This is a genomic window from Pseudomonas sp. FSL R10-1339 (assembly GCF_009600545.1).
GTDB classification, from domain to species: Bacteria; Pseudomonadota; Gammaproteobacteria; order Pseudomonadales; family Pseudomonadaceae; genus Aquipseudomonas; species Aquipseudomonas bubulae.
In genome coordinates this window covers 1-24,936 of the sequence record NZ_WIVQ01000036.1, presented here as the reverse complement: position 1 = coordinate 24,936, position 24,936 = coordinate 1, and the positions used below count along the sequence as shown (strand labels likewise).

General features: G+C 59.4%; 26 protein-coding genes. 23 read left to right on the top strand and 3 right to left on the bottom strand.

Annotated features, from left to right (window positions below):
• Positions 1 to 124: 124 nt before the first annotated feature.
• Together GHO03_RS12930 and GHO03_RS12925 are read left to right on the top strand one after the other, a co-directional pair.
• On the top strand, positions 125 to 1,057 hold the full coding sequence (locus tag GHO03_RS12930; protein WP_095003141.1) for an ABC transporter ATP-binding protein: 933 nt from the start codon (positions 125 to 127) through the stop codon (positions 1,055 to 1,057).
• Positions 1,054 to 1,833: an ABC transporter permease gene (locus GHO03_RS12925; RefSeq protein WP_095003142.1), complete on the top strand. Its 780-nt coding sequence runs from the start codon at positions 1,054 to 1,056 to the stop codon at positions 1,831 to 1,833. Before GHO03_RS12930 ends, GHO03_RS12925 begins: the two co-directional genes overlap by 4 nt.
• A 46-nt stretch (positions 1,834 to 1,879) precedes the next feature.
• Here GHO03_RS12925 and GHO03_RS12920 read toward each other — a convergent pair whose 3' ends face one another.
• Positions 1,880 to 2,395 carry a DUF2062 domain-containing protein gene (locus GHO03_RS12920; protein WP_095003143.1) on the bottom strand — a complete coding sequence of 172 codons (516 nt, stop codon included), beginning with the start codon at positions 2,393 to 2,395 and terminating at the stop codon, positions 1,880 to 1,882.
• 133 nt (positions 2,396 to 2,528) lie between these two features.
• Between GHO03_RS12920 and GHO03_RS12915 the strand changes: the two genes are divergently transcribed.
• Genes GHO03_RS12915 through GHO03_RS12880 form a run of 8 tightly spaced genes read left to right on the top strand, consistent with a single transcriptional unit; the run spans position 2,529 to position 9,475 of the window.
• Positions 2,529 to 4,745 (top strand): DNA internalization-related competence protein ComEC/Rec2, encoded by a 2,217-nt coding sequence (locus GHO03_RS12915; RefSeq protein ID WP_178102604.1) that lies wholly within the window; start codon positions 2,529 to 2,531, stop codon positions 4,743 to 4,745.
• Positions 4,746 to 4,793: 48 nt separating this feature from the next.
• A complete protein-coding gene (locus tag GHO03_RS12910) occupies positions 4,794 to 5,429 on the top strand; it encodes a MotA/TolQ/ExbB proton channel family protein (protein ID WP_372241738.1) in 636 nt (211 codons plus the stop codon).
• Positions 5,426 to 5,854 (top strand): biopolymer transporter ExbD, encoded by a 429-nt coding sequence (locus GHO03_RS12905; RefSeq protein WP_095003145.1) that lies wholly within the window; start codon positions 5,426 to 5,428, stop codon positions 5,852 to 5,854. The genes GHO03_RS12910 and GHO03_RS12905 overlap by 4 nt, the downstream gene beginning before the upstream one ends.
• The gene (gene lpxK / locus GHO03_RS12900) at positions 5,854 to 6,864 is read left to right on the top strand and encodes a tetraacyldisaccharide 4'-kinase (RefSeq protein ID WP_133144876.1); all 1,011 of its coding nucleotides are present in this window, start codon (positions 5,854 to 5,856) and stop codon (positions 6,862 to 6,864) included. Before GHO03_RS12905 ends, lpxK begins: the two co-directional genes overlap by 1 nt.
• A gap of 21 nt (positions 6,865 to 6,885) precedes the next feature.
• Positions 6,886 to 7,071, top strand: a complete 186-nt coding sequence (locus GHO03_RS12895; protein ID WP_086796064.1) for a Trm112 family protein — start codon at positions 6,886 to 6,888, stop codon at positions 7,069 to 7,071.
• Complete coding sequence (gene kdsB, locus GHO03_RS12890) at positions 7,068 to 7,832, top strand: 3-deoxy-manno-octulosonate cytidylyltransferase (RefSeq protein WP_095019638.1); 765 nt, start codon at positions 7,068 to 7,070, stop codon at positions 7,830 to 7,832. Before GHO03_RS12895 ends, kdsB begins: the two co-directional genes overlap by 4 nt.
• Positions 7,829 to 8,848: a UDP-N-acetylmuramate dehydrogenase gene (gene murB, locus GHO03_RS12885; RefSeq protein ID WP_153379718.1), complete on the top strand. Its 1,020-nt coding sequence runs from the start codon at positions 7,829 to 7,831 to the stop codon at positions 8,846 to 8,848. The genes kdsB and murB overlap by 4 nt, the downstream gene beginning before the upstream one ends.
• 15 nt (positions 8,849 to 8,863) lie before the next feature.
• A complete protein-coding gene (locus GHO03_RS12880; protein WP_178110311.1) occupies positions 8,864 to 9,475 on the top strand; it encodes a hypothetical protein in 612 nt (203 codons plus the stop codon).
• A 69-nt stretch (positions 9,476 to 9,544) separates the two neighbouring features.
• Here the strand turns inward: GHO03_RS12880 and rne are convergent, their stop codons facing one another.
• On the bottom strand, positions 9,545 to 12,793 hold the full coding sequence (gene rne / locus GHO03_RS12875; protein ID WP_153399929.1) for a ribonuclease E: 3,249 nt from the start codon (positions 12,791 to 12,793) through the stop codon (positions 9,545 to 9,547).
• A gap of 720 nt (positions 12,794 to 13,513) precedes the next feature.
• Here rne and rluC point away from each other — a divergent pair.
• Genes rluC through GHO03_RS12860 form a run of 3 tightly spaced genes read left to right on the top strand, consistent with a single transcriptional unit; the run spans position 13,514 to position 16,138 of the window.
• On the top strand, positions 13,514 to 14,476 hold the full coding sequence (gene rluC, locus GHO03_RS12870) for a 23S rRNA pseudouridine(955/2504/2580) synthase RluC (RefSeq protein ID WP_095003150.1): 963 nt from the start codon (positions 13,514 to 13,516) through the stop codon (positions 14,474 to 14,476).
• Positions 14,463 to 15,128: an HAD-IA family hydrolase gene (locus GHO03_RS12865; RefSeq protein ID WP_095003151.1), complete on the top strand. Its 666-nt coding sequence runs from the start codon at positions 14,463 to 14,465 to the stop codon at positions 15,126 to 15,128. The genes rluC and GHO03_RS12865 overlap by 14 nt, the downstream gene beginning before the upstream one ends.
• A gap of 20 nt (positions 15,129 to 15,148) precedes the next feature.
• Complete coding sequence (locus GHO03_RS12860; protein ID WP_095003152.1) at positions 15,149 to 16,138, top strand: S49 family peptidase; 990 nt, start codon at positions 15,149 to 15,151, stop codon at positions 16,136 to 16,138.
• A 142-nt stretch (positions 16,139 to 16,280) separates the two neighbouring features.
• Here GHO03_RS12860 and GHO03_RS12855 read toward each other — a convergent pair whose 3' ends face one another.
• A complete protein-coding gene (locus tag GHO03_RS12855; RefSeq protein ID WP_095019640.1) occupies positions 16,281 to 16,859 on the bottom strand; it encodes a nucleoside triphosphate pyrophosphatase in 579 nt (192 codons plus the stop codon).
• A gap of 105 nt (positions 16,860 to 16,964) precedes the next feature.
• Between GHO03_RS12855 and GHO03_RS12850 the strand changes: the two genes are divergently transcribed.
• The 10 genes from GHO03_RS12850 (at position 16,965) to tmk (ending at position 24,873) form a co-directional block, all read left to right on the top strand.
• A complete protein-coding gene (locus GHO03_RS12850; RefSeq protein ID WP_016779948.1) occupies positions 16,965 to 17,492 on the top strand; it encodes a YceD family protein in 528 nt (175 codons plus the stop codon).
• Between the two features lie 13 nt (positions 17,493 to 17,505).
• Positions 17,506 to 17,688: a 50S ribosomal protein L32 gene (gene rpmF, locus GHO03_RS12845; protein ID WP_003442519.1), complete on the top strand. Its 183-nt coding sequence runs from the start codon at positions 17,506 to 17,508 to the stop codon at positions 17,686 to 17,688.
• A 4-nt stretch (positions 17,689 to 17,692) separates the two neighbouring features.
• Positions 17,693 to 18,703, top strand: a complete 1,011-nt coding sequence (gene plsX, locus GHO03_RS12840) for a phosphate acyltransferase PlsX (RefSeq protein WP_095003155.1) — start codon at positions 17,693 to 17,695, stop codon at positions 18,701 to 18,703.
• Positions 18,704 to 18,829: 126 nt separating this feature from the next.
• The gene (gene fabD / locus GHO03_RS12835) at positions 18,830 to 19,768 is read left to right on the top strand and encodes an ACP S-malonyltransferase (protein ID WP_095003156.1); all 939 of its coding nucleotides are present in this window, start codon (positions 18,830 to 18,832) and stop codon (positions 19,766 to 19,768) included.
• A 16-nt stretch (positions 19,769 to 19,784) separates the two neighbouring features.
• Positions 19,785 to 20,528: a 3-oxoacyl-ACP reductase FabG gene (gene fabG / locus GHO03_RS12830; RefSeq protein WP_016779951.1), complete on the top strand. Its 744-nt coding sequence runs from the start codon at positions 19,785 to 19,787 to the stop codon at positions 20,526 to 20,528.
• A 191-nt stretch (positions 20,529 to 20,719) separates the two neighbouring features.
• On the top strand, positions 20,720 to 20,956 hold the full coding sequence (gene acpP, locus GHO03_RS12825) for an acyl carrier protein (protein WP_016779952.1): 237 nt from the start codon (positions 20,720 to 20,722) through the stop codon (positions 20,954 to 20,956).
• Positions 20,957 to 21,067: 111 nt separating this feature from the next.
• Positions 21,068 to 22,312, top strand: coding sequence for a beta-ketoacyl-ACP synthase II (fabF, locus tag GHO03_RS12820; RefSeq protein WP_029611296.1), 1,245 nt, complete (start codon positions 21,068 to 21,070; stop codon positions 22,310 to 22,312).
• Entirely contained in the window at positions 22,312 to 23,130 is an 819-nt protein-coding gene (gene pabC, locus GHO03_RS12815) for an aminodeoxychorismate lyase (protein WP_095024455.1), read from the top strand. Before fabF ends, pabC begins: the two co-directional genes overlap by 1 nt.
• Positions 23,131 to 23,133: 3 nt before the next feature.
• Positions 23,134 to 24,228: an endolytic transglycosylase MltG gene (mltG, locus tag GHO03_RS12810; protein ID WP_095024456.1), complete on the top strand. Its 1,095-nt coding sequence runs from the start codon at positions 23,134 to 23,136 to the stop codon at positions 24,226 to 24,228.
• A 12-nt stretch (positions 24,229 to 24,240) separates the two neighbouring features.
• Positions 24,241 to 24,873 carry a dTMP kinase gene (tmk, locus tag GHO03_RS12805; RefSeq protein ID WP_372241737.1) on the top strand — a complete coding sequence of 211 codons (633 nt, stop codon included), beginning with the start codon at positions 24,241 to 24,243 and terminating at the stop codon, positions 24,871 to 24,873.
• Positions 24,874 to 24,936: the final 63 nt, after the last annotated feature.

The window sequence follows — 24,936 nt, the reverse complement described above, 5'->3', positions numbered from 1 at the left end:
TTAATACGGGCGACTGTACTTGTGCGGCGAGGCCAAGCACCATAGGGTCTTGTCGGACTTGTCCTACAGGCTGTTCGCCCTTATTTACAAATCCCCTTTCCCCCATCTTGGTGCGTAATCCGATATGAGTTCCGCTCTGTCCATACGGCAGCTAACCAAAACCTACGGCAACGGTTTCCAGGCCCTGAGTGGTATCGATCTGGATGTCGCCGAAGGTGACTTTTTTGCCTTGCTGGGCCCTAACGGTGCCGGCAAATCCACCACCATCGGCATTCTCTCGACCCTGGTCAACAAGACCGGCGGCACGGTGAATATCTTTGGCCATGATCTTGATCGCAATCCCGCAGCCCTCAAGCGTTCGATTGGTGTGGTTCCGCAGGAATTCAACTTCAACCAGTTTGAAAAGACCTTCGATATCGTCGTGACCCAGGCGGGGTACTACGGTATTCCGGCGAAAATCGCCAAGGAACGAGCCGAAAAATACCTGACGCAGTTAGGGCTCTGGGACAAGCGCGACACGCCATCGCGTTCGTTGTCCGGTGGCATGAAGCGCCGCCTGATGATTGCCCGGGCTTTGGTGCATGAGCCGCGTCTGTTGATCCTCGATGAGCCTACAGCCGGTGTCGACATTGAGCTGCGCCGCTCGATGTGGTCCTTCCTCACCGGGCTGAACGAGCAGGGCACCACCATCATCCTCACCACCCACTATCTGGAAGAGGCTGAGCAGCTGTGCCGCAATATCGGGATCATCGATCACGGCACCATTGTCGAAAACACCAGCATGCGCCAACTGCTTGGGCAGTTGCATGTCGAGACCTTTTTGCTCGACTTGAAGCAACCGCTGCAGGCTGCCCCTCAGTTGATCGGCTATCCGAGCCAGTTGCTCGATGCCGCGACCCTGGAGGTCCAGGTCGACAAGGTTGTGGGCATTACCGGTCTGTTCACTCAATTGGCCGCGCAAAATATTGAAGTGGTGAGCTTGCGCAACAAAACCAATCGCCTTGAGGAGTTGTTTGTGTCGTTGGTCGAGAAAAACCTGGCAAAGGTGGCGGTATGAGCTCGGAGCTGCGTCCCAACCTGATTGCGTTGAACACCATTATTTACCGTGAGGTCCGCCGCTTTATGCGGATCTGGCCGCAAACCCTGCTGCCACCTGCGATCACGATGGTTTTGTACTTTGTGATCTTCGGTAACCTGATTGGTCGGCAAATCGGCGATATGGGTGGCTTCACCTATATGGAGTACATTGTGCCGGGTCTGATCATGATGTCGGTGATCACCAACTCCTACGGTAACGTGGTGTCGAGCTTCTTTGGCGCCAAGTTCCAGCGGTCGATTGAAGAGCTGATGGTCTCGCCGGTGTCGCCCCACACGATCCTGATCGGTTTTACCGTGGGCGGGATCTTGCGCGGCCTGATCGTGGGCCTGATCGTGACCCTGCTGTCGCTGTTCTTTACCCATCTGCAGGTGCATCACCTGGGCCTGACCATTGTGGTGGTGGTGCTGACCGCTACGATTTTCTCGTTGCTGGGGTTTATCAACGCCGTTTTTGCACGCAATTTCGACGATATTTCGATTATTCCGACCTTCGTACTGACGCCGCTGACGTATCTGGGCGGGGTTTTCTACTCCATCACCCTGCTGCCGCCGTTCTGGCAGAGCGTGTCGCTGGCCAACCCGGTGCTGCATATGGTCAACGCCTTTCGCTACGGCATCCTGGGCGTTTCGGACATCAAGATCAGTGTCGCGCTGACCTTTATGGTGGTGGCGACCATCGTGCTCTACTTCGGCTGCGCCAGGCTGCTGGTCAGCGGGCGCGGGATGCGTCAGTAGTTGTTGTGAAATGCGGATAAAAAAAGGCCCCTGTTCGGGGCCTTTTTTATGGGTGCCTGTTTTTGCGGGCTTTCCATTTATGGCTGACCCACCAGCGCCAATAGAGCATGGTCAGGCAATAGGCCAATGCGCCGAGCACCACGCCGCAGACCACCGAGCCCAGCAAGAATGGCTGCCACACAGTAGAGAGCTGGCCGCTGATCCATTCCCAGGTCAGTTCGTCGGGCAGGGTGCGCGCCGGCACGTTCATCAGCCAGGCGCCCAGCTGGTAGGTGCAATAAAACACCGGGGGCATGGTGATGGGGTTGGTCAGCCATACCAGGCCCACGGAGATCGGCATATTGCTGCGAACCCTTATTGCCAGAAAGGCCGCCAGAAGCATCTGGAACGGCATGGGAATAAAGGCCGCGAAAATGCCCACCGCCATTGCCCGGGCCACGGAGTGACGGTTGAGGTGCCAGAGGTTGGGATCATGGAGCAAGGTGCCCAAAAATCGTAAGGACTTGTGTTCCCTGATCAGGGCCGGATCTGGCATGAAACGTTTGATCAAACGCCGTGGCATGGGCCTCTCCCTAGGTCAAGGGGGCAGTATGCCCAAATTCGACAGGATGCCTATTTAGACTTTGTGACAATTTCTTAAGCGCGGCCCCGGGATTCCAGCTAATCCGAGTCAAAGGGATAAGTTGAGTATAGGCATGTACACAGGGATGTTTGCGCTGGCAGCGGGCCTGATCACGCTGCGGTTTTTACCTGGTTTACCGTCTGCCGGGTGGTTGCTGCTGATGGTGACGGCGGGGGTGTTGCTATTGGCCTGCAGGGGCTGGCCGGTGGGGCTTTATGTGCTTGGGCTGTGCTGGGCCTGCTTTCAGGGGCAAAGGGCACTGGATAACCGTCTGGCTGAATCATTCGACGGGCGTACGCTCTGGGTCGAGGGGCGTGTGATCGGCTTGCCGCAGCAGTCTGGAACATCCGTCCGCTTTGAATTGCAGGGGGCAAAGTCGCGCCACGGTGCTTTGCCCGCGACTATCAGGCTGAGCTGGTATGGCGGCCCTGCGGTAAACAGCGGCGAGCGCTGGCGGCTGGCGGTCAAACTCAAGAAACCCAAAGGCTTGCTCAATCCTCAGGGGTTTGATTTTGAGGCCTGGTTACTGGCGCAGCGCATCGGTGCGACCGGTACGGTCAAGCAGGGGCATTTACAGGAGGCTGCCAGTCACGCCTGGCGTGACGGCTTGCGTCAGCGTCTGCTGCGCGTTGATGCCCAGGGCCGGGCTTCGTGGTTGGCGGCGCTGGTACTGGGTGATGGATCGGGTCTGAGTCGCGATGACTGGACGTTGTTGCAAGCGACCGGCACGGTGCATCTGCTGGTGATCTCGGGCCAGCATATTGGCCTGTTTGCCGGCTTGATCTATGGATTTATCGCCTTGCTGGCGCGTTATGGGCTGTGGCCACGTCGTTTGCCGTGGTTACCCTGGGCTTGTGCCCTGGCGTTTATTGGCGCCACGGGTTACGGCGTGCTGGCGGGCTTTGAAGTGCCGGTGCAGCGCGCGTGCATGATGCTCGGGCTGGTGCTGGCATGGCGTTTGTGGTTTCGACAACTGGGCGTGTGGCTGCCTTTTTTGCTGGCGCTCAATGCCGTGCTGATCGTCGAGCCGCTGGCGAGTTTGCGGGCTGGGTTCTGGTTGTCATTCAGCGCCGTGGCGGTGCTTCTCTTTACCTTCAGTGGCCGCTTGGGGGCGTGGGGGTGGCGGGCCATGTGGTTGCGCCCTCACGGCCTGATCGCCCTGGGCTTGTTCCCGATGCTGTGGATACTCGATCTGCCCATCAGCCTGACCGGGCCGCTGGCCAATCTGATAGCCGTCCCCTGGATCAGCCTGGCAGTGCTGCCAACAGCTTTGCTGGGGACCTTGCTGTTGCCTGTGCCCTGGCTGGGGGAAAACCTGCTGTGGCTGTCAGGTGGCCTGATCGATGGGTTGGTCCAGGGCTTGAGCCTGCTGGCCGATGTGTTTACGCCGTGGTTGCCCGTATCCGTGCCGATTTACATTTGGCTGTTGAGTGCGGCCGGAGTGCTGATCCTGTTGTTGCCTGCGGGGATGGTCTTGCGGCCGCTGGGTTGGCCGCTGGTGCTGCTGGCGCTGTTTGCGCCCCGTGAACAGATCCCCCGCGGTCAGGTCGAGGTGCTGCAGCTGGATGTTGGCCAGGGTCTGGCGATTGCCTTGCGTACCCGCAATCACACTCTGTTGTACGACGCAGGCCCCAAGTCAGGGAATCTGGATCAGGGCGAGCGGGTGGTGGTGCCGGTTTTGCGTTCATTGGGGGTGGCCGAGCTGGATTTGATGCTGCTCAGTCACGCCGATTCGGATCATGCCGGTGGGGCGCTGGCGGTGCAGCGGGGCGTCAGCGTGAAACGGGTGATTGGCGGCGATGTGCCGGGGCTGGCGGAGCCGTTGCGGGCGCAACCCTGTGTCAGTGGGGAAACTTGGGAATGGGATGGTGTGAGTTTTTCACTCTGGCAGTGGGCGGGGGCCAGCGACAGTAATCAAAAGTCCTGCGTGTTGCAGGTGCAGGCCGGTGATGAGCGGTTGCTGCTGACCGGGGATATCGATGCCAGGGCCGAGCGTGCCTTGCTGCAAAGCCCGCTGGGCGTGCCTACCCGCTGGTTGCAGGCTCCTCATCACGGCAGCAAGACCTCGTCGTCGATGGTGTTTCTCAAGGCCCTGGCGCCTGAAATCGTGCTGATCTCACGGGGGCATGGCAATAGCTTCGGTCATCCCCATCCACAGGTGATGGCCCGGTATCTGGCGCTGGGGGTGCAGGTACTGGACAGCGCCGAGCAGGGTGCGGTGAAGTTTCGCCTGGGGGCGTCGGGCAAGGCTGAAAGCATGCGCGACCAACGCCGGTTCTGGCGCGATTGACGCTGCCCCTGTGGTAGAGTGGCACACTTTTTCGAGGGGATTGTCACTGTGTGGGAACTGGTCAAATCCGGCGGCTGGATGATGTTGCCGATCATTCTGAGCTCTGTTGCCGCGCTGGGCATTATTGTCGAGCGTCTGTGGACCCTGCGTGCCAGTCGCGTGACCCCGGAGCATCTGCTCGGTCAGGTCTGGGGCTGGATCAAAGACAAGCAAATGGACAAGGAAAAACTCAAGCAATTGCGTGCCGATTCGCCTCTGGGTGAGATTCTTGCCGCGGGCCTGGCCAACTCCCGTCATGGTCGCGAAATCATGAAAGAGTGCATTGAAGAGGCCGCCGCGCGCGTTATTCATGAGCTTGAGCGCTACCTCAATACCCTGGGCACCATTGCCGCAATGGCACCCTTGCTGGGGCTGCTGGGTACGGTGCTGGGCATGATCGATATTTTCAGCTCGTTCATGGGCTCGGGAATGACCTCCAATGCTGCGGTGCTGGCGGGTGGTATTTCCAAGGCGCTGATCACCACGGCCGCAGGCCTGATGGTGGGTATCCCGGCCGTATTCTTCCATCGTTTCCTGCAGCGTCGTGTTGACGACCTGGTGGTTGGCATGGAGCAGGAGGCAATCAAGCTGGTTGAAGTGGTTCAGGGCGACCGTGAAGTCGATATGGTCGGGAGCAAAGCGTGAAATTTCGCCGCAAGCCACGGGAAACAGTTGATATCAACCTCGCGTCATTGATTGACGTGGTGTTTATCCTGTTGCTGTTTTTTGTCGTGACCACCACCTTCACCCGCGAAACCCAGTTGCGCGTCGATCTGCCGGAGGCTGTCAGCGGTTCACCCAGCGATGAGCAGAATGGCAAGCAACTGGATATCGCCATCAGCGCAGACGGGGTTTTCTCGGTGAATAACCAGTTGTTGCCCAAGAATGATCTGGCCAGCCTGATGGAGGCCCTGCAGAAAGAGTCCGGTGGCGATACCCGTTTGCCGCTGTCGATCAGCGCCGATGGCAAAACGCAACATCAGGCGGTCATCACCGCGATGGACGCGGCCGGCAAGCTCGGCTTTAGCCATTTGCGCATGACCACGGTTGAGGCGCAGACGACTCCCTGATGGCCATGTCCGATCGTTTACTGCGTGCCTGGTATGCCGGGCATCCGCTGCTGATCCTGTTGCGACCACTCGAATGCCTCTACCGACGGGTGGTTGAGCGCAAGCGGGTACGTTTTGTCGCCGGTGAGGGCGAGATCTATCGCCCGCCGGTGCCGTTGATCGTGGTGGGGAACATCACGGTCGGCGGCACCGGCAAAACGCCATTAATCCTGTGGCTGATAGAGCACTGTCAGCGCCAGGGACTGCGCGTTGGCGTGGTCAGTCGCGGCTATGGCGCGACCCCGCCGCAACTGCCGTGGCGTGTACGCGCCGAGCAAAGTGCTGTGCAGGCGGGGGATGAACCTTTGCTGATCGTGCAGCGCACCGGTGTGCCCCTGATGATCGATCCCGACCGCAGTCGGGCGATCAAGGCGCTACTGGCCAGCGAGCCGCTGGACCTGATCCTGTCGGATGACGGGTTGCAGCACTACCGTATGGCGCGGGATCTGGAGCTGGTGTTGATCGACAATGCCAGAGGCCTGGGTAATGGCCGTTGCCTGCCTGCCGGGCCGCTGCGCGAACCGGTCGAGCGCCTGCAGAGCGTTGACGCGGTGCTCTATAACGGCGCTGCCAGCGACCCGCAGGGCGGTTTTGCCTTTGCGTTGCAACCCACCGCACTGGTGAATCTGGTGAGTGGGGAGCGCAAGGCGCTGGGCTTTTTTCCTGCGCAGCAGGCTCTGCATGCGGTCGCCGGTATCGGCAACCCGCAGCGTTTCTTCACCACCCTTGAAACGCTACACTGGCGGCCAATTGCTCATGCGTTTGCTGATCACGCGCCTTATAGCGCCGAAATATTGAATTTCTCGCCATCATTACCCGTGGTCATGACCGAAAAGGACGCGGTGAAGTGCCGTGACTTCGCGTCATCCGACTGGTGGTATCTGGCTGTTGATGCAGTGCCTTCCGAGGCCTTTGTGTTGTGGTTTGACCAACAATTGCTGCGTCTTTTACCTGATCGTCTTTTACCCTAACTCATCTCAAGGGGAACATTTATGGACACCAAGCTGCTCGATATCCTCGCCTGCCCTGTTTGCAAAGGCCCGCTCAAGCTCAGTGCCGACAAGACCGAGCTGATCAGCAAGGGCGCAGGCCTGGCTTACCCGATCCGTGATGGCATTCCGGTAATGCTCGAAACCGAAGCCCGCACCCTCACTGCCGAAGAGCGTCTGGATAAATGATCCCGGTTTTTACCGTCGTTATCCCGTCGCGCTATGCCTCGACCCGTTTACCGGGCAAGCCGCTGCAAATGATCGCCGGCAAGCCGATGGTCCAGCATGTCTGGGAGCAGGCCTGTAAAAGCAGCGCGCAACGTGTGGTCGTTGCCACTGACGATATGCGTATTGTCGAGGCCTGCAAGGCGTTCGGCGCCGAGGTGCTGCTGACCCGTGCCGACCATGAATCCGGCACTGATCGCCTGGCCGAAGTGGCTACGCAACTGGGTCTGGCCAGCGATGCCATCGTGGTTAACGTGCAGGGCGATGAGCCGATGATCCCGCCACAGGTGATCGATCAGGTTGCGCTCAACCTGGCGGCCCATGGCGAGGCGAGCATGGCGACCCTGGCCGAGCCTATCGATGATGTCGAGACGCTGTTCAATCCCAATGTGGTCAAGGTGGTCAGTGATATCAACGGGCTGGCGCTGACCTTCAGCCGGGCCACGTTGCCCTGGGCGCGGGATGACTTTGCACTGCACCCGGACGCACTGCCAGCAGGCGTGCCTTACCGTCGACATATCGGCATCTACGCCTATCGAGCGGGCTTCCTGCATGACTTCGTCAGCTGGGGGCCTTGCTGGCTCGAAAACACCGAGCGCCTCGAGCAACTGCGGGCGCTGTGGCATGGTGTGCGTATTCACGTGGCCGATGTGCTTGAAGCTCCGCCTGCCGGGGTAGATACCGTGGAAGATCTTGAGCGCGTTCGGCGTTTGCTGGAGTCATGAGTTTGGACATGCAGGTCAATGCGTCGCTCAAGCCCTTCAATAGCTTTGGTGTTGATGTGAAGGCCAGCCTGTTTGCCCAGGCGCACAACGATGATGATGTGCGCCAGGCCTTGCTGTGTGCGGCTGAGCACAAGTTGCCGTTGCTGGTGATTGGCGGCGGCAGCAACCTGCTGTTGACCGGCGATGTGCCAGCGCTGGTTTTGCGCATGGCCAGTCGCGGTATCCGCTTGCTGGAAGATGATGGCGAGCGGGTAGTGGTGGAGGCTGAAGCGGGGGAGGTCTGGCATGCCTTCGTGCTGTGGACCCTTGAGCAGGGCTTGTCGGGCCTGGAAAACCTCAGCCTGATCCCTGGCACCGTGGGTGCCGCGCCGATGCAGAATATCGGCGCCTATGGGGTCGAGATCAAGGATGTATTCGCAGGCCTTACAGCGCTCGACCGGCAAACCGGCGAGTTGCGTGAGTTCAGTCTGGCCGAATGCAACTTTGCCTATCGTGACAGTCTGTTCAAGCAGCAGGCCGGGCGCTGGTTGATTTTGCGTGTGCGCTTTGCCCTGAGTAGGGCCATGCATCTGCATCTGGAGTACGGCCCTGTGCGTCAGCGCCTGGCCGAGCAGGGCATTGAGCAGCCGACGGCCAGTGATGTAAGTCGGGCTATCTGCAGTATCCGCAGCGAAAAACTGCCTGACCCTGCGGTGTTGGGCAATGCCGGCAGCTTCTTCAAGAATCCGCTGGTATCGGCAAGCCTGGCGGCGGAATTGAAATTGGCCCATCCCGGCCTGATTGGTTACCCACAAGCCGATGGCCAGGTAAAGCTGGCGGCGGGCTGGTTGATCGAAACTGCAGGCTGGAAGGGCTTTCGTGAGGCGGATGCCGGAGTGCATCGCCTGCAGTCGTTGGTGCTGGTCAACTATGGGTCGGCTACCGGTTTGCAGTTGCTGGCCCTTGCGCAGCGTATTCAGGCAGATATCGAGCAGCGCTTTGCGGTGCAGCTGGAGATGGAGCCCAACCTGTATTAACGGTCTGGACTATCAATGAAGCACATACCGGCAGGGGCGCTGGCGTTGGCACTGGTGACGTTGACCGGTTGTGTCACTGCTCCGCCTAAAGATCAAAACAACCTGTGCAGTATCTATAGGCAATATCCGGCCTGGTACAAAGACTCGGTAGCGATGCAGGAGCGCTGGGGCACGCCAGTGCATGTTGCGATGGCAATCATGAAGCAGGAAAGCAGCTTCGTTGCCGATGCGCTTCCGCCTCGTGCTTACCTTTTGTGGGTCATCCCGTGGGGCCGGGTCAGCCCGTCCTACGGCTATGCACAGGCTCAGCCTCCGGCATGGCGTGACTTTGAAAACAGCATGGGCAGTTCCGGGTCGCGCGACAATTTCGCTGACGCCATCATGTTTATCGGTTGGTACACCGCGGGTACCCAGCGTCAATTGGGGATCTCCAAGTGGGATACCTATAACCAGTACCTGGCGTATCACGAGGGCAGGGGGGGTTACAGTCGCAATACCTATCGCGCCAAACCCTGGTTGATGCAGGTGGCGCGTAAAGTCGAGCAGCAGTCCAAAACCTATGGTGCACAGCTTGGCCAATGTCGCGGTGAGCTGGAGAAAGGTCGTCGCTCGTTCTGGCCTTTTTGATTTAATTCGCAGGCATAAAAAAAGCCCCGCCAGTTCAGAACTGGCGGGGCTTTTTAATGGCCTTTGGAATTAGGCGAGGGGTTTATCCTCGTGTGCCTTTTCCTGGGCTACGCCTTCATGCGCAGTTGCCTGAGCGGCCGCTGCAGCAGCTGCCTCTTCACGCTTGCGACGACGTACTTCACGCGGGTCGTTAGGTGCGCGACCGTTGCTTGGGGCGCTGACAACCGGAGCTGCTGCAACCACTACCTCAACCACTTCAGTTGTCACAACAGTCTCAACGGGGGCCGGCTCTACGGCTACTATCGTTTCGACCGCGGCTTCAACGGTTACCACTTCAGGTGCGGCAACGGGCTCTGCTACGGCTTCAACAGCGGCAGGCTCTGCTACTGGCGCGCGCACAACGCGGGCTTCGCGGGCATGCGGTGCTTTTTCGATAACCGGAGTTTCGACCGCTGGTGCTTCCACCACGGCTTCAACCACTGGCTCTGGAGTCGCTGCAACCGGCTGGGCAACGGCCTGGACTTCAGGCTGTGCTTCTTGAGCTGGTGCAATTTCAACTTCAGGCGCCTTGACGGCTTCGATCGGCGTCACTGCTTCTACTGCCGGTGCTTCTACTACTGGAGTTTCAACAACAGGCGTTTCAGTGGCCGGTGCCTGGGCAGCGACTGCTTCTTCTTTAGTTGCTGCTTCGCCAGCGGTTTCAACGGCTGGGGCCTGGGCCGCAGGTGTTTCGACAGCCACAATTTCCTTGTCAGCTTCAACAACGGCCACGGTTTCAGCCGGGGCCGATTCCTGGGCCACTTCTGTTGCGCGTTCTGCCTGCTGGTGCGCCTGGGCTTCAGCAGGAGCGCTGACGACCTGGCTGGCAACGGTTTCAGTCACGGCCACGACGGCTGCTTCAGAAGTGGTTGCAGGAGCGTTCTGGCTGTTGCCTTCTTCGCTGTTCTCTTCCGAGCCTTCAATCACGTTGCCGTTGGCGTCACGCTGACGCTCGCGGCGGTTGCTGCGACGACGCTGGCCACGGGAACGACGGCGTGGACGATCGCCTTCGGCGTTGTCCTGGGTCTCGTCCTGGGACTGCTCTTCACCGTTCAGCACTTCTTCGTCTTCAGCGGCAGCTACAACCTGCTCTTCGCGTGGCGCACGTTCTTCGCGAGGTGCGCGCGGCTGGCGCTCTTCACGCGGCTGACGGGCTGGGCGCTCTTCAGCTACAGCAGTGGTAGCGGCCACAGCGGCTACGGCTGGTGCTGCATCCAGAGGCTCGCGCAGTTCACGTACGCGCTCTTCGCGTTCGCCACGCGGCTTGCGGTCTTCACGTGGTGCACGCGGCGCACGTTCTTCGCGCGGTGGACGCGGTGCGCGCTCTTCGCGAGGGGCTTGAGCCACAACCGGAGTTTCTTCGCGAGGGCTGCGCTCTTCGCGTGGTTCGCGAGCGGCACGCTCTTCACGTGGAGCACGCTCTTCGCGCGGTTTACGTTCTTCGTCACGACGACCGTTGCGGTTACGGCTCTGCTGGCGACCGTTGCGACGTTCTTCGTTGCGTGCAGGGCGCTCAGGGGTTGCCGGCTTCTCGACTACGGTCGGTGCTGCAGGCTCTTCCTTGGAGGCAAACAGGCTTACCAGCGACTTGACCAGGCCCTTGAACAGGCTTGGCTCGGCGATGGTGGCCGCCGGTGCAGGAGCAGGTGCGGCAGCAGCAGCGGCTTCGGTCGGAACCGGTGCCGAGGTGCGTGGCGGTGCTGTTTTAACGGCGGCTTCCTGGCGAACCAGGGTGCGGGTGGCAGCAGCCGGTTGAACTTCTTCCACTTCAGCGGCAGCGGCAGCGATTTCATAGCTGGACTGGTTGGTGTGGGCTTCCGGGCTGTCATCACGCAGGCGCTGAACTTCGAAGTGCGGCGTTTCGAGGTGGTCGTTCGGCAGAATGACGATGCGGGCACGGGTACGCAGTTCGATCTTGGTGATCGAGTTGCGTTTTTCGTTGAGCAGGAACGCTGCAACCGGGATTGGCACCTGGGCGCGGACTTCGGCAGTGCGGTCCTTCAGGGCTTCTTCTTCGATCAGGCGCAGGATCGCCAGCGACAGCGATTCAACATCACGGATGATGCCGGTGCCGTTGCAGCGCGGGCAAACGATGCCGCTGCTTTCACCCAGGGATGGGCGCAGACGCTGACGGGACATTTCCAGCAGGCCGAAGCGCGAGATACGACCCACTTGTACGCGGGCGCGGTCGGCTTCCAGGCATTCGCGGACTTTTTCTTCCACTGCGCGCTGGTTTTTGGCCGGGGTCATGTCGATGAAGTCGATGACGATCAGGCCGCCGATGTCGCGCAGGCGCAACTGACGGGCGATTTCTTCCGCCGCTTCAAGGTTGGTTTGCAGTGCGGTTTCTTCGATATCGCTGCCTTTGGTGGCGCGGGCCGAGTTGATGTCGATGGACACCAGGGCTTCGGTCGGGTCGATAACGATGGAACCGCCGGAAGGCAGTTCAACGACGCGCTGGAAAGCGGTCTCGATCTGGCTTTCGATCTGGAAACGGTTGAACAGCGGAACGCTGTCTTCGTAGAGTTTGATTTTGCTGGCGTACTGCGGCATCACCTGGCGGATAAAGGTCAGGGCTTCGTCCTGGGCTTCAACGCTGTCGATCAGCACTTCGCCGATGTCCTGGCGCAGGTAGTCGCGGATGGCGCGGATGATCACGTTGCTTTCCTGGTAGATCAGGAAGGGTGCGGCGCGATCCAGCGAGGCTTCTTTGATGGCGGTCCACAGTTGCAGCAGGTAATCGAGGTCCCACTGCATTTCTTCACTGCTGCGGCCAAGGCCGGCAGTGCGAACGATCAGGCCCATGTCGGCAGGAGCGATCAGGCCGTTCAGCGCTTCACGCAGTTCGTTGCGCTCTTCACCTTCGATGCGACGGGAAATACCGCCTGCACGCGGGTTGTTTGGCATCAGGACCAGGTAGCGGCCGGCGAGGCTGATAAACGTGGTCAGGGCTGCGCCCTTGTTGCCGCGCTCTTCTTTTTCGACCTGCACGATGACTTCCTGGCCTTCGCTCAGGACGTCCTTGATGTTGACGCGGCCTTCAGGGGCTTTCTTGAAGTACTCGCGGGAGATTTCTTTGAGGGGCAGGAAGCCGTGGCGCTCGGAGCCGAAATCGACAAAGGCAGCCTCAAGGCTTGGTTCGATGCGAGTAATACGGCCTTTATAGATGTTGGCTTTCTTCTGCTCGCGAGCACCCGACTCGATGTCCAGGTCGTAGAGGCGTTGGCCATCTACCAGTGCAACGCGCAACTCTTCAGGTTGAGTTGCGTTAATCAGCATTCTTTTCATGTTGTACCGTCGGTTTCCGGGCTACCGGAAACGGCGTTCGGCACACACGACTTCTCATGGTCGGTGTCAGGTGCGTCAGGAGTTGTTGGCCACTCCTGTGTACAGCGAGGTTCGACCCTTGGGGGCGAAGTCGCGACTTACGCTTCCTGCTTGCTGTGGTGCTAATGCACCTCTTAAGCAAAAGTCTGGTCAGGAGGAGGAATCAACCGGCGGCTGTGGACGAGATGAAGCGTCTTGATAAAGCCTATTGCTACACAGTCCGGCGGTTGTGCATCTCCACCCTACACGTATCCCTGATAATTCGGGTGCTGCCGCGCGCAGAATCCGCAGCGGGTTGGCATTTACCGTGTTCTCCAAAGGGGAGTTCACGCATCATGGCTAATAAAGGCGTTGTTTCCGAAGCATTCGCTCGAAATTCCCGAGGCTGACTGCACTTTGTGAACTGGCCGTGAATATCGGCGTAAAAGGCGAGTTTGCACTCTGCTTTCCAGGCTCGCTTCAGGCCTCATGTCACCTGCGCTTGTTACAACTCCAGGTCTTGCGTATCCAGCAAAAGCCCCGTAGGACGGCCTCGCGTCCTGATCAAGAGCGTTGGTCAGGGCCGGTTGTTCACCGTTAATCCTCTGTCCAGGCCGCTTTTGGCGGCGTTCGCGACTATAGCAGCAATGATTAAGTGCTTCAATTCCATAAAAAATTGTTATCATTCACGGCATGACGACGACTACCCCCCCGACCCCCAGCGTCCAGCTGCTTGAGGTCTCGCCGGAATATGCCGGCCAACGCATCGACAACTTCCTTCTTGCTCGGCTCAAGGGTGTTCCCAAGACCTTGATTTACCGCATTTTGCGTAAAGGCGAAGTGCGTGTGAACAAGGGCCGGATCAAGCCCGAGTACAAGCTGCAGGCCGGCGATATCGTGCGCGTGCCGCCGGTTCGCGTGCCTGAGCGCGACGAGCCGGTGCCTGTGGCCCAGGGTTTGTTGCTGCGCCTTGAAGCGGCCATTGTCTATGAAGACAAGGCCCTGATTATATTGAACAAGCCAGCAGGCATCGCCGTGCACGGCGGCAGCGGCCTGACCTTTGGCGTGATTGAAGCCTTTCGTCAGATGCGCCCAGACGTCAAGGAGCTGGAGCTGGTGCATCGCCTGGACCGTGACACGTCCGGCCTGCTGATGATCGCCAAAAAGCGCAGCATGTTGCGTCATTTGCACGAGGCCCTGCGCGGCGACGGTATCGACAAGCGTTATATGGCTCTGGTGCGTGGCAACTGGGCGGCGTCCATCAAGCAGGTGCGTGCGCCGCTGATGAAGAGCAACTTGCGTTCGGGTGAGCGCATGGTTGAAGTCAACGAAGACGAAGGCAAAGAGTCGGTCACTGTGTTCAAGGTGCTGCGCCGCTTTGGTGATTTTGCAACCATGGTCGAAGCGCGACCGATTACCGGGCGTACTCACCAGATCCGTGTGCATACCCTGCATGCCGGGCATTGCATTGCCGGCGACAGCAAGTACGGTGATGAGGGGTTCTCCAAGGAAATCCGCGACCTGGGCGGCAAGCGCCTGTTTCTGCATGCCTACATGCTGACCGTGCCGATGCCCGATGGGACTGAAATGAAATTCCAGGCCCCGGTCGATGAAATGTGGGCCAAAACCGTGGAGCGTCTGAGTGCCCCTTACTGAGTACAAGCTGCTCATTTTTGACTGGGATGGCACGCTGGCTGATTCCATTGGTCGGATTGTCACGGCGATGCAGGGTGCGGCGCAACGTGCGGGGCGTCCGGTACGTGATGCGCAGGCGGTCAAGGGGATTATCGGTCTGGGGTTGCCTGAGGCGATCCTGACCCTTTACCCCGACATGCCCCCGGAGCAGGTGATTGCCTTCCGCCAGCACTATGCCGATATTTATATCGCCATGGATGCCGAGCCTTCGCCGTTGTTTGCGGGAGTCCGGGAATCGCTGGAAGCATTCCGTGCCCAGGGCTATCGTCTGGCGGTGGCCACGGGCAAGGCCCGTCGTGGCCTTGATCGTGTGCTCAAGGCCCACGGCTGGGAGGATTTCTTCGATATCACCCGTGCTGCAGACGAGACCGCCAGCAAGCCTGATCCGTTGATGCTCAATCAGATCCTGGCTCATTGCGATGTGTGTCCGCAGCAGGCGTTGATGGTGGGTGATGCGTCCTTTGATTTGCTGATGGCGCGCAATGCGGGTATCGACTCGGTTGCGGTAGGCTATGGTGCTCAATCGATGGAGCGCTTGCTGACGTTCGAGCCCCGGTTGGCAATTGACAGTTTTCCCGAGTTGCGTGCCTGGCTTGATCGCCAGGCTAATTAAGATCTTTGCTGGGGTAGTGCATGGTCGATCAATGGAAGGCGCCCTCTGCGGCTGAAAACACTGTCGGTGGTGACAAAAGCTGGCAGTTGCTGGAAAAAACCCTGTTGGCGGGCATTCAGGAGCAGCGCCGCTCGCGGCGCTGGGGCATTTTCTTCAAGGTGTTGATGTTCTGCTACCTGATTGCGGTGTTGTTGCTGTTTACCCCGTTGGTGAGTATGGAGCGCAGCGCTGTCGGCGGTTCCAGCTACACCGCGCTGATCGATGTGCGTGGTCCGATTGCCGATAAGGAGCCGGCCAGTGCCGACAATCTGGTCACCAGCCTGCAGGCTGCGTTTGACGATCCGCGGGTCAAGGGGGTGGTGCTGCGCATCAACAGCCCGGGCGGCAGTCCTGTGCAGTCGGGTTATGTCTACGATGAAATCCGTCGCCTGCGTGGGCTGCATCCCGATACCAAGGTGTATGCGGTGATTTCCGATCTGGGGGCATCCGGGGCTTATTACATTGCCAGTGCTGCTGATGAGATCTACGCCGACAAGGCCAGTCTCGTCGGGTCGATTGGCGTGACGGCGGCAGGCTTCGGTTTCGTCGGTGCGATGGACAAGCTGGGTATTCAGCGTCGTGCTTACACGTCGGGCGACCACAAGGCGTTCCTGGATCCGTTTGAGCCGGAAAAGCCGGATGAGACCAAGTTCTGGCAGGGTGTGTTGAATGTGACGCACCAGCAGTTCATTGACAGCGTCAAGCAGGGGCGTGGCGATCGCCTGAAAGACAAGGAGCACCCGGAGCTGTTCTCGGGCCTGGTCTGGACGGGGCAGCAGGCGCTGCCGCTGGGGTTGATTGACGGGCTGGGCAATACCAGTTCGGTTGCCCGTGACGTGATCGGCGCCAAGGAGCTGGTGGACTTCACGGTGCAGGAATCGGCTTTCGACCGCTTCTCGAAAAAGCTCGGTGCCAGCGTGGCTGAGCAATTGGCCATGTGGATGGGCTTTCAGGGGCCGACGCTGCGCTGATTGTTGAGTGCTTCAAACAAGCCGGCCTGAAAGAGGGCCGGTTTTTTTATGGCTGGCAAAAAGTTTAGAGGCTCTATGTCGCGTAGCAGCTGCCGAACGCAGCCTTCGTTCCTCGGCAGCTGCTACAGATTGCCCGGCTTATTCATGGCAGGTGTATGCCCTCGGCAAGCAGCATGTCCACCAGTCGGATCAGTGGCAGGCCGACCAGGCTGGTGGCGTCATCGCCTTCGGTGCGCTGAAACAGGCTCACGCCAAGCCCTTCGGCTTTAAAGCTGCCTGCGCAGTCGTAGGGCTGCTCGGCGCGCAGATAACGCTCGATCTGCTCTGCGCTCAGGCTGCGCATGTGTACGGTAAACGGCACGCAATCGGTCTGATAATGGCCGGTCTGGCTGTTGAGCAGGGTCAGGCCGGTCAGGAAGCTGACGCTGGCACCGCTTGCCGTGGTCAATTGCTGGTGCGCTTTTTCGTAAGTGTGGGGTTTGCCGATGATCCGTCCGTCGAGTACGGCAACCTGGTCCGAGCCGATAATCAGATGATTCGGATGGCTGGCAGCCAGCGCGCGGGCTTTTTCCAGTGACAGGCGCTTGACCAGTTCGATGGCGGTCTCGCCTTGATGATGGCCTTCGTCGATATCCGGCGAGCTGCACGTGAAGGGCAGACGCAGGCGAGACAATAAATCGCGGCGATAAACCGAGCTTGAAGCGAGTAATAAAGGTAGCATGCGCGACTCCTGTAGGCAGTTGACGATTCTAATGCTCGTACGCAATGTCGCACAGACACAATTTCCTTTGACACGTGAAGGGGTCCTCCCTAGAATGCTGCGCCTATGTTGAATGACCCGATTCCACCTCACGTTGACCCGCGCAAATTGGCTGATCGTGGCACTACCCTTCAAGGTGAAGTGTTGCTGGCTGATTTGGAGAGACTCTGCGATCCGCTTTCCGACGATGTCGGTACGGTCCAGGCTAAATTTGTTTTTGAGCGCGACGAACGTAGATCTGTGGTAATACACAGCTCCATCGACGTCGAGGTCAAGATGGTTTGCCAGCGTTGTCTTGAGCTGGTCACCCTGCCGATCCACAGCGAATGCAGTTACGCCGTGGTGAAAGAGGGTGCGAATACCCAGTCGTTACCGAAAGGTTATGACGTGCTGGAACTGGGCGAAGATCCATTGGATCTGCATGCACTGATCGAGGAGGAGCTTTTGCTCGCCTTGCCCATTGTGCCTGCTCATCATCCGGAAGAATGCCAGCAGCCGGCGGGTCTCGATGAGCCCGAACCAGGCGAGGACGAGGTAACGCGGTCCAACCCGTTCAGTGTATTGGCGCAGTTAAAGCGTGACCCAAACGTTTAGGAGTTAATCAATTATGGCTGTTCAGCAGAACAAAAAATCCCGCTCTGCCCGTGACATGCGTCGTTCGCACGATGCTCTTTCGGCTAGCACTCTGTCTGTAGAAAAAACCACCGGTGAAATTCACCTGCGTCACCACGTATCGCCAGAAGGCGTATACCGTGGTCGTAAAGTGATCGACAAGGGCGCTGACGAGTAATCACTTGTCCGCTCAGGTCATCGCGATCGACGCAATGGGCGGGGACTTCGGTCCCCGCAGCATTGTTCAGGCCTGTATTGCCTGCCTGTCTGCTACTCCCTCGCTGCATCTGACCCTCGTTGGTCAACCTTCCCTACTTGAATCCCTGATCGCTGGCCATTCGGCTGTGGATCGCTCGCGCCTGTCTATTGTCCCGGCTTCAGAAGTCATTGCCATGAATGAGCGGCCTTCCCATGCCCTGCGCAGCAAGCCGGACTCGTCCATGCGCGTTGCTCTGGAGTTGCTCCGTGATGGCAAGGTGCAAGCTTGTGTCAGTTCCGGTAACACGGGGGCGCTGATGGCCTTGTCCCGGCATGTGCTCAAGACCTTGCCGGGCATCGACCGTCCAGCGATGGTGGCGGCAGTTCCGACCCAGACCGGCTACTGTCAGTTGCTGGATCTGGGGGCGAATGTCGATTGCACGGCCAGTCAGTTGTTCCAGTTTGCGGTGATGGGCTCGGTGGCGGCGCAGGCGCTTGGTGTGCCTCGTCCGCGGGTCGCCTTGCTCAATATCGGTACCGAGGACGTCAAGGGCAATCAGCAGGTCAAGGAGGCGGCGGCATTGTTGCAGGCGGCGCCGGGGTTGCATTACATCGGTTTTGTCGAAGGCGACGGGGTGTATCGGGGCGAAGCTGATGTGGTGGTGTGTGACGGGTTTGTCGGCAACATCATGCTCAAGTCCAGCGAAGGCCTGGCAACGATGATTTCGAGCCGGCTTGAGGCGGTGTTCAGGCGCAACCTGTTCAGTCGCTTCGTGGGCGTGCTGGCATTGCCGTTGATGCGGCGCTTGCAGGCGGATCTGGCGCCGGCGCGGCATAATGGTGCGAGCTTTCTCGGCTTGCAGGGCATTGTGGTCAAGAGTCACGGTTCGGCAGGTGCTCAGGGCTTTCAAAGTGCAATTGAACGTGCGCTGATTGAAATCCATGAAGACCTGCCAAAGCGTTTGTATGGGCGCCTTGAAGGGTTGTTGCCGTAGGCGTTTTAGCGGTCGGGCGCTTAAATGTGACCGCCCGGTCCAATCAGCCATCCAACTGTCAGTTTCTTGCGTCCGCCACGGCAGGACGTCAATTCTCCGACGACAAGATCATTAGGGGCTTGTTACATGTCTACATCCCTCGCATTCGTCTTTCCAGGGCAGGGTTCGCAGTCCCTCGGCATGTTGGCCGAGCTGGGCGCGGCACATCCGCTGGTCCTGGAAACATTTAAAGAAGCGTCTGACGCCCTGGGTTACGACCTGTGGGCGCTGACTCAGGAAGGTCCTGCCGAGAAGCTGAACCAGACTGATATCACCCAGCCTGCCATTCTTGCGGCCTCGATTGCCCTTTGGCGTCTGTGGTTGGCTGAAGGCGGCAAGCGTCCTGACTTCGTTGCCGGCCACAGCCTGGGCGAGTACAGCGCGCTGGTGGCCGCCGAATGCCTGACCCTGGCCGAGGCGGTCAAGCTGGTCGAGCGTCGTGGTCAGTTGATGCAAGAGGCCGTACCGGCCGGGCAGGGCGCCATGGCGGCGATCCTGGGTCTGGAAGATGCCGATGTACTGGCTGCCTGTGCTGAAGCTGCGCAAGGCGAAGTGGTCAGCGCGGTCAACTTCAACTCGCCGGGTCAGGTCGTGATTGCCGGGGCCAAGGCCGCTGTCGAGCGCGCCATGGAACTGTGCAAGGCCAAGGGCGCCAAGCGTGCCTTGCCGTTGCCGGTAAGCGTACCGTCGCACTGCGAACTGATGCGTCCAGCTGCCGAGCGTTTTGCCGAGTCCATTGAAGCGATCGACTGGAAAATGCCGGCCATTGCCCTGGTGCAGAATGTCAGCGCCGCGGTGGCAGCCGATTTGCCAACCCTCAAGCGCGATTTGCTTGAGCAGCTGTACAAGCCTGTGCGCTGGGTTGAATCGGTTCAGGCCCTGGCGGCCAATGGTCCGGTTGACCTGGTCGAATGCGGTCCGGGCAAGGTCCTGGTGGGCATCAGCAAGCGCTGTGCCGAAGGCGTTACCACTCACAATTTGAATACCCCGGATGCCTTCGCCGCTGCGCGCTTGGCTCTGGTCTGAATCAGGAGAAGCCTGCATGAGCTTGCAAGGTAAAGTTGCACTGGTAACAGGCGCAAGCCGTGGCATTGGCCAGGCTATCGCGTTGGAGTTGGGTCGTCAGGGCGCCATTGTAATTGGTACGGCGACTTCCGCTTCCGGTGCCGAGCGCATCGCTGCCACCCTGAAAGAAAACGGTGTTCAGGGCACTGGCATGGAACTCAACGTGACCAGCAATGAATCGGTTGCTGCGGTACTGGCGAGCATTCAGGAGCAGTTCGGCGCGCCGGCGATCCTGGTCAATAATGCCGGTATCACCCGTGATAACCTGATGATGCGCATGAAAGATGACGAATGGCATGATGTCATCGACACCAACCTGAACAGTCTGTATCGCCTGTCCAAAGGTGTTTTGCGCGGCATGACCAAGGCCCGTTGGGGACGAATTATCAATATTGGCTCTGTTGTGGGTGCCATGGGCAACGCTGGCCAAGTAAACTACGCCGCCGCCAAGGCAGGCCTTGAAGGTTTCGGTCGTGCTCTGGCACGTGAAGTGGGCTCTCGCTCGATCACTGTCAACTCGGTCGCTCCAGGTTTTATCGACACCGATATGACCCGTGAGCTGCCAGAAGCACAGCGCGAAGCCTTGCAGACGCAGATTCCGCTGGGCCGTCTGGGCCAGGCTCAAGAGATCGCAAACGTGGTCGCTTTCCTGGCATCCGACGGTGCAGCCTACGTGACCGGGGCTACAATTCCGGTCAACGGCGGGATGTACATGAGTTAAATGTGACGGATTGCTTCAAAAAAATGTCATACGAGCTGTCTAAAATCCGTTATAAAGCTGCAATCTTTTTATAGGTGGCCGGTTGTTGCGGGGTGAGTGCAAAGCTTTCAGTTGAAAAACCGAAAAGGCTTTCGATACACTTGCCCACTGGCCAGCTGCCTGAATTTGTCCATTAGGAGTGAAAACAAGGTATGAGCACCATCGAAGAGCGCGTCAAGAAAATCGTTGCCGAGCAACTGGGCGTTAAAGAAGAAGAAGTGACCAATGCCGCTTCCTTCGTTGAAGACCTGGGTGCCGACTCCCTTGACACCGTTGAGCTTGTGATGGCTCTGGAAGAGGAATTCGAGACTGAGATTCCTGACGAAGAAGCTGAAAAGATCACTACTGTACAAGCAGCAATCGACTACGTTACTAGCCACCAGGCGTAATAGTTTGTAATCGTTGCTCGCTGTCATGGAAAAACCGCACTGCCGCTCTGGCGTGCGGTTTTTTCTTTAGGTGTGATGCAAAGTGTCGTCAATAGAATAAAGGAGAGTGCTGTGTCGCGTAGACGCGTCGTAGTCACCGGTATGGGGATGTTGTCGCCACTGGGTGCGGATGTTCCGAGCACCTGGCAAGGCATTCTGGCAGGCCGTAGTGGCATTGGTCTGATCGAACACACGGATCTTTCTGCCTATTCCACCCGTTTTGGCGGCTCGGTACAGGGCTTTAACGTTGAGGACTACCTCTCCGTCAAAGAAGCCCGAAAACTTGACCTGTTTATTCAATACGGTCTGGCAGCCGGGTTTCAGGCTGTGCGCAATTCCGGCCTGGAAGTTACCGACGCCAATCGTGAGCGCATCGGTGTGGCAATGGGGTCGGGTATTGGCGGTCTGACCAATATCGAAGAAACCAGCCGTACCCTGCACGAGCAAGGCCCGCGACGGATTTCTCCGTTTTTTGTGCCGGGCTCGATCATCAACATGATTTCCGGCTTTCTGTCTATCCACCTGGGTACACAGGGGCCTAACTACGCCATCGCCACAGCCTGTACCACCGGTACGCACTGTATTGGCATGGCGGCGCGCAACATTGCCTACGGCGAAGCCGATGTGATGATTGCAGGTGGCGCAGAAATGGCTGCTTGCGGTCTGGGCATGGGCGGCTTTGGTGCTTCCCGTGCGCTGTCGACCCGCAACGACGACCCGACCCGGGCCAGCCGTCCGTGGGACAAAGGCCGTGACGGTTTTGTGCTGTCCGACGGTGCCGGCGCGCTGGTGCTCGAAGAGCTCGAGCATGCCAAGGCGCGTGGCGCGACCATCTACGCCGAGCTGATCGGTTTTGGTATGAGCGGTGACGCTTTCCACATGACCTCGCCTCCGGCTGACGGTGCGGGTGCGGCACGCTGCATCACCAATGCCTTGCGTGATGCCCGGGTCAACCCTGATCAGGTGCAGTACATCAACGCCCACGGCACCTCGACGCCTGCCGGTGACCTGGCAGAAGTTTCGGCGATCAAGTCGGTGTTCGGCGATCACGCCTACAACCTGGCCGTGAGTTCGACCAAGTCCATGACCGGTCACCTGTTGGGTGCCGCCGGTGCAGTCGAGGCGATCTTCAGCGTACTGGCCATCAACAGCCAGATTGCACCGCCGACCATCAACCTCGACGAGCCTGATGAAGGCTGCGACCTGGATTTCGTGCCGCACACGCCGCGCGAAATGCCGATCGATGTGGTGCTGTCCAACTCGTTCGGTTTTGGTGGCACCAACGGCTCGCTGGTGTTCCGCCGGTACGCCGAGTAATGCAAAGCTGGGTCGACGGTCAACCGGCGAGCGCCCTGGCGTCGCTCAAAGACCGTGGGCTGGCCTATGGCGATGGACTGTTCGAGACCATCGCCGTCAAGGCTGGCACGCCGTTGCTGCTGGAGCTGCACCTGCAGCGCCTGGCGCAAGGGTGTTCCCGGCTGGCGATTGTTGCGGATCAAGCACTGATCCGCAGCGAATTGCTGGCTTACGCCCACGCGATGGGCGAGGGCGTCCTCAAGCTCATCCTGACCCGCGGCGACAGCCAGCGCGGTTATGGTATATCCCCCGGGGCCATGCCTCGAAGAATTCTGCAAGCCAGCCCGGCGGCTGCCTGGCCTGAAGCCAATGCGCTGCACGGTATCACCCTGTTCGACTGTGCCACCCGTCTGGCCGAGCAACCGCTATTGGCCGGGCTCAAACACCTCAATCGACTCGAACAGGTCATTGCGCGCTCCGAATGGCAAGACCCGGCCTGTGCCGAGGGCTTGATGCGCGATACCTCGGGGCGGGTGATTGAAGGTGTGTTCAGCAATCTGTTTATTGTGCGTGACGGCGTTTTGCTGACTGCCGACCTGCGCCGCTGCGGTGTGGCTGGCGTGATGCGGGCTGCACTGCTGGCCGAGGCCGGGCGCCTGGGCATCCCTTGCCATGTTACCGATATCAGCCTTGCGCAGTTGCAACAGGCCGATGAACTCTTTCTCTGCAACAGCGTATATGGCATTTGGCCGGTGCGCGCTTTTGCAGACCTTAGCTGGCCGGTGGGGCCGCTGACCCGTAAACTGCAAGGTATTGCTCGCACCTTACTGGATGTCTGATTCGTGAAACGTAAAATCTTGGTGCTGCTGGAGACAGGTCTGGTGCTGGCGGGCTTGCTGCTGGGCGTCAGTGCCTGGAAGCTCAACTCGGCGCTCGACCAGCCGCTGAACCTGACGCAAGAGCAATTGCTCGATGTCCCGGCCGGCGCCACGCCGACCGGCACCTTCAATCGACTGGAAGCTGACGGTAACCTGCAAGACGCATTCTGGCTGCGTCTTTACTGGCGCTTTAACCTTGAAGGCCAGCCTTTGCACAGCGGCGAATATCGCATGACTCCGGGCATGACCGCCCAGGAGTTGATCGGTGTGTGGCAGCGTGGTGAGGTGGTGCAATACAGCCTGACCCTGGTTGAAGGCTGGAACTTTCGCCAGGTGCGTAGCGCCCTGGCCAAACACGAAAAAATCGAACAGACCCTCGACGGCCTGAGCGACAGCGAAGTCATGGCCAAACTCGGGCACGAAGGGGTATTCCCGGAAGGGCGGTTTTTCCCTGATACCTACCGTTTTGTGCGTGGCATGACCGATGCCCAGTTGCTGGAAAAGGCCTACGACCGTCTGGATAAAGTGCTGGCCCAGGAATGGGAACAGCGTGACCCGGGCGTACCCTATACAACGCCATACCAGGCGCTGATCATGGCTTCCCTGGTGGAAAAAGAAACCGGTGTGCCACAAGAGCGTGGGCAAATTGCCGGAGTATTTGTGCGTCGGATGAAAATCGGCATGCCACTGCAAACCGATCCTACGGTGATCTACGGTCTGGGTGAGCGATACAACGGCAAACTGACCCGCGCCCATTTGCGCGAGCCTACGCCGTACAACACCTACACCATTCCCGGTCTGCCGCCGACACCGATTGCCATGGTCGGGCGTGAGGCCATTTATGCCGCACTGCACCCGGCGGATGGCACCAGCCTGTACTTTGTGGCCAAGGGCGATGGCAGCCACACGTTTTCCGATGACCTGGATGCGCACAACTCTGCTGTGCGTGAATTCCAGATCAAACGTCGGGCCGATTATCGTTCGAGCCCTGCGCCGACCCCCGCTGCTGAACCGGCAAGCGCCCCGGTCGAGCCGCAAAGTCCGAAAGACACTGATTAAGGATTGCCGCCTGTGACTGGCTTGTTTATTACCCTGGAAGGCCCCGAAGGCGCGGGCAAAAGTACCAATCGCGAGTACCTGGCAGAGCGTTTGCTCGCCGCAGGCATCGACGTGGTGCTGACCCGCGAACCCGGCGGCACGCCGCTGGCTGAGCGCATCCGCGAGCTGCTGCTTACGCCCAGCGACGACGCCATGTGTGCCGACACCGAGCTGCTGCTGGTATTCGCCGCCCGCGCCCAGCATCTGGCCGAAGTGATTCGTCCGGCACTGGCCCGTGGCGCGGTGGTGCTGTGTGATCGCTTTACCGATGCTACCTATGCCTATCAGGGCGGCGGCCGGGGCTTGTCCCATGAGCGCATCGCCACCCTGGAGACCTTTGTTCAGGGGGCTCTGCGCCCGGATCTGACCCTGGTGTTCGATCTGCCCATCGAAGTCGGCATGGCCCGTGCCAGTGCCCGCGGTCGCCTCGACCGCTTTGAGCAGGAAGGCCGCACCTTCTTTGACGCCGTGCGCAGTACCTACCTTGAACGTGCCAGGCTTGAGCCCGGGCGCTACCGCCTGATCGATGCCGCACAAACCCTGGAGCAGGTGCAGGGCCAGCTCGACGCCCTGTTGCCGCAATTGCTGGGCATGCACCGTGGCTGAGGCTTATCCGTGGCAAGACGGTCTGTGGCAGCAGATGGCCGGGCGCGCGCAGCACGCTCATGC

Coding starts and splice junctions, on each gene's coding strand:
- GHO03_RS12930 (WP_095003141.1), top strand. CDS start 125: ATGAGTTCCGCTCTGTCCATACGGCAGCTAACCAAAACCTACGGCAAC.
- GHO03_RS12925 (WP_095003142.1), top strand. CDS start 1,054: ATGAGCTCGGAGCTGCGTCCCAACCTGATTGCGTTGAACACCATTATT.
- GHO03_RS12920 (WP_095003143.1), bottom strand. CDS start 2,395: ATGCCACGGCGTTTGATCAAACGTTTCATGCCAGATCCGGCCCTGATC.
- GHO03_RS12915 (WP_178102604.1), top strand. CDS start 2,529: ATGTACACAGGGATGTTTGCGCTGGCAGCGGGCCTGATCACGCTGCGG.
- lpxK (WP_133144876.1), top strand. CDS start 5,854: ATGGCCATGTCCGATCGTTTACTGCGTGCCTGGTATGCCGGGCATCCG.
- GHO03_RS12895 (WP_086796064.1), top strand. CDS start 6,886: ATGGACACCAAGCTGCTCGATATCCTCGCCTGCCCTGTTTGCAAAGGC.
- kdsB (WP_095019638.1), top strand. CDS start 7,068: ATGATCCCGGTTTTTACCGTCGTTATCCCGTCGCGCTATGCCTCGACC.
- murB (WP_153379718.1), top strand. CDS start 7,829: ATGAGTTTGGACATGCAGGTCAATGCGTCGCTCAAGCCCTTCAATAGC.
- GHO03_RS12880 (WP_178110311.1), top strand. CDS start 8,864: ATGAAGCACATACCGGCAGGGGCGCTGGCGTTGGCACTGGTGACGTTG.
- rne (WP_153399929.1), bottom strand. CDS start 12,793: ATGCTGATTAACGCAACTCAACCTGAAGAGTTGCGCGTTGCACTGGTA.
- rluC (WP_095003150.1), top strand. CDS start 13,514: ATGACGACGACTACCCCCCCGACCCCCAGCGTCCAGCTGCTTGAGGTC.
- GHO03_RS12860 (WP_095003152.1), top strand. CDS start 15,149: ATGGTCGATCAATGGAAGGCGCCCTCTGCGGCTGAAAACACTGTCGGT.
- GHO03_RS12855 (WP_095019640.1), bottom strand. CDS start 16,859: ATGCTACCTTTATTACTCGCTTCAAGCTCGGTTTATCGCCGCGATTTA.
- GHO03_RS12850 (WP_016779948.1), top strand. CDS start 16,965: ATGTTGAATGACCCGATTCCACCTCACGTTGACCCGCGCAAATTGGCT.
- rpmF (WP_003442519.1), top strand. CDS start 17,506: ATGGCTGTTCAGCAGAACAAAAAATCCCGCTCTGCCCGTGACATGCGT.
- fabD (WP_095003156.1), top strand. CDS start 18,830: ATGTCTACATCCCTCGCATTCGTCTTTCCAGGGCAGGGTTCGCAGTCC.
- fabG (WP_016779951.1), top strand. CDS start 19,785: ATGAGCTTGCAAGGTAAAGTTGCACTGGTAACAGGCGCAAGCCGTGGC.
- acpP (WP_016779952.1), top strand. CDS start 20,720: ATGAGCACCATCGAAGAGCGCGTCAAGAAAATCGTTGCCGAGCAACTG.
- pabC (WP_095024455.1), top strand. CDS start 22,312: ATGCAAAGCTGGGTCGACGGTCAACCGGCGAGCGCCCTGGCGTCGCTC.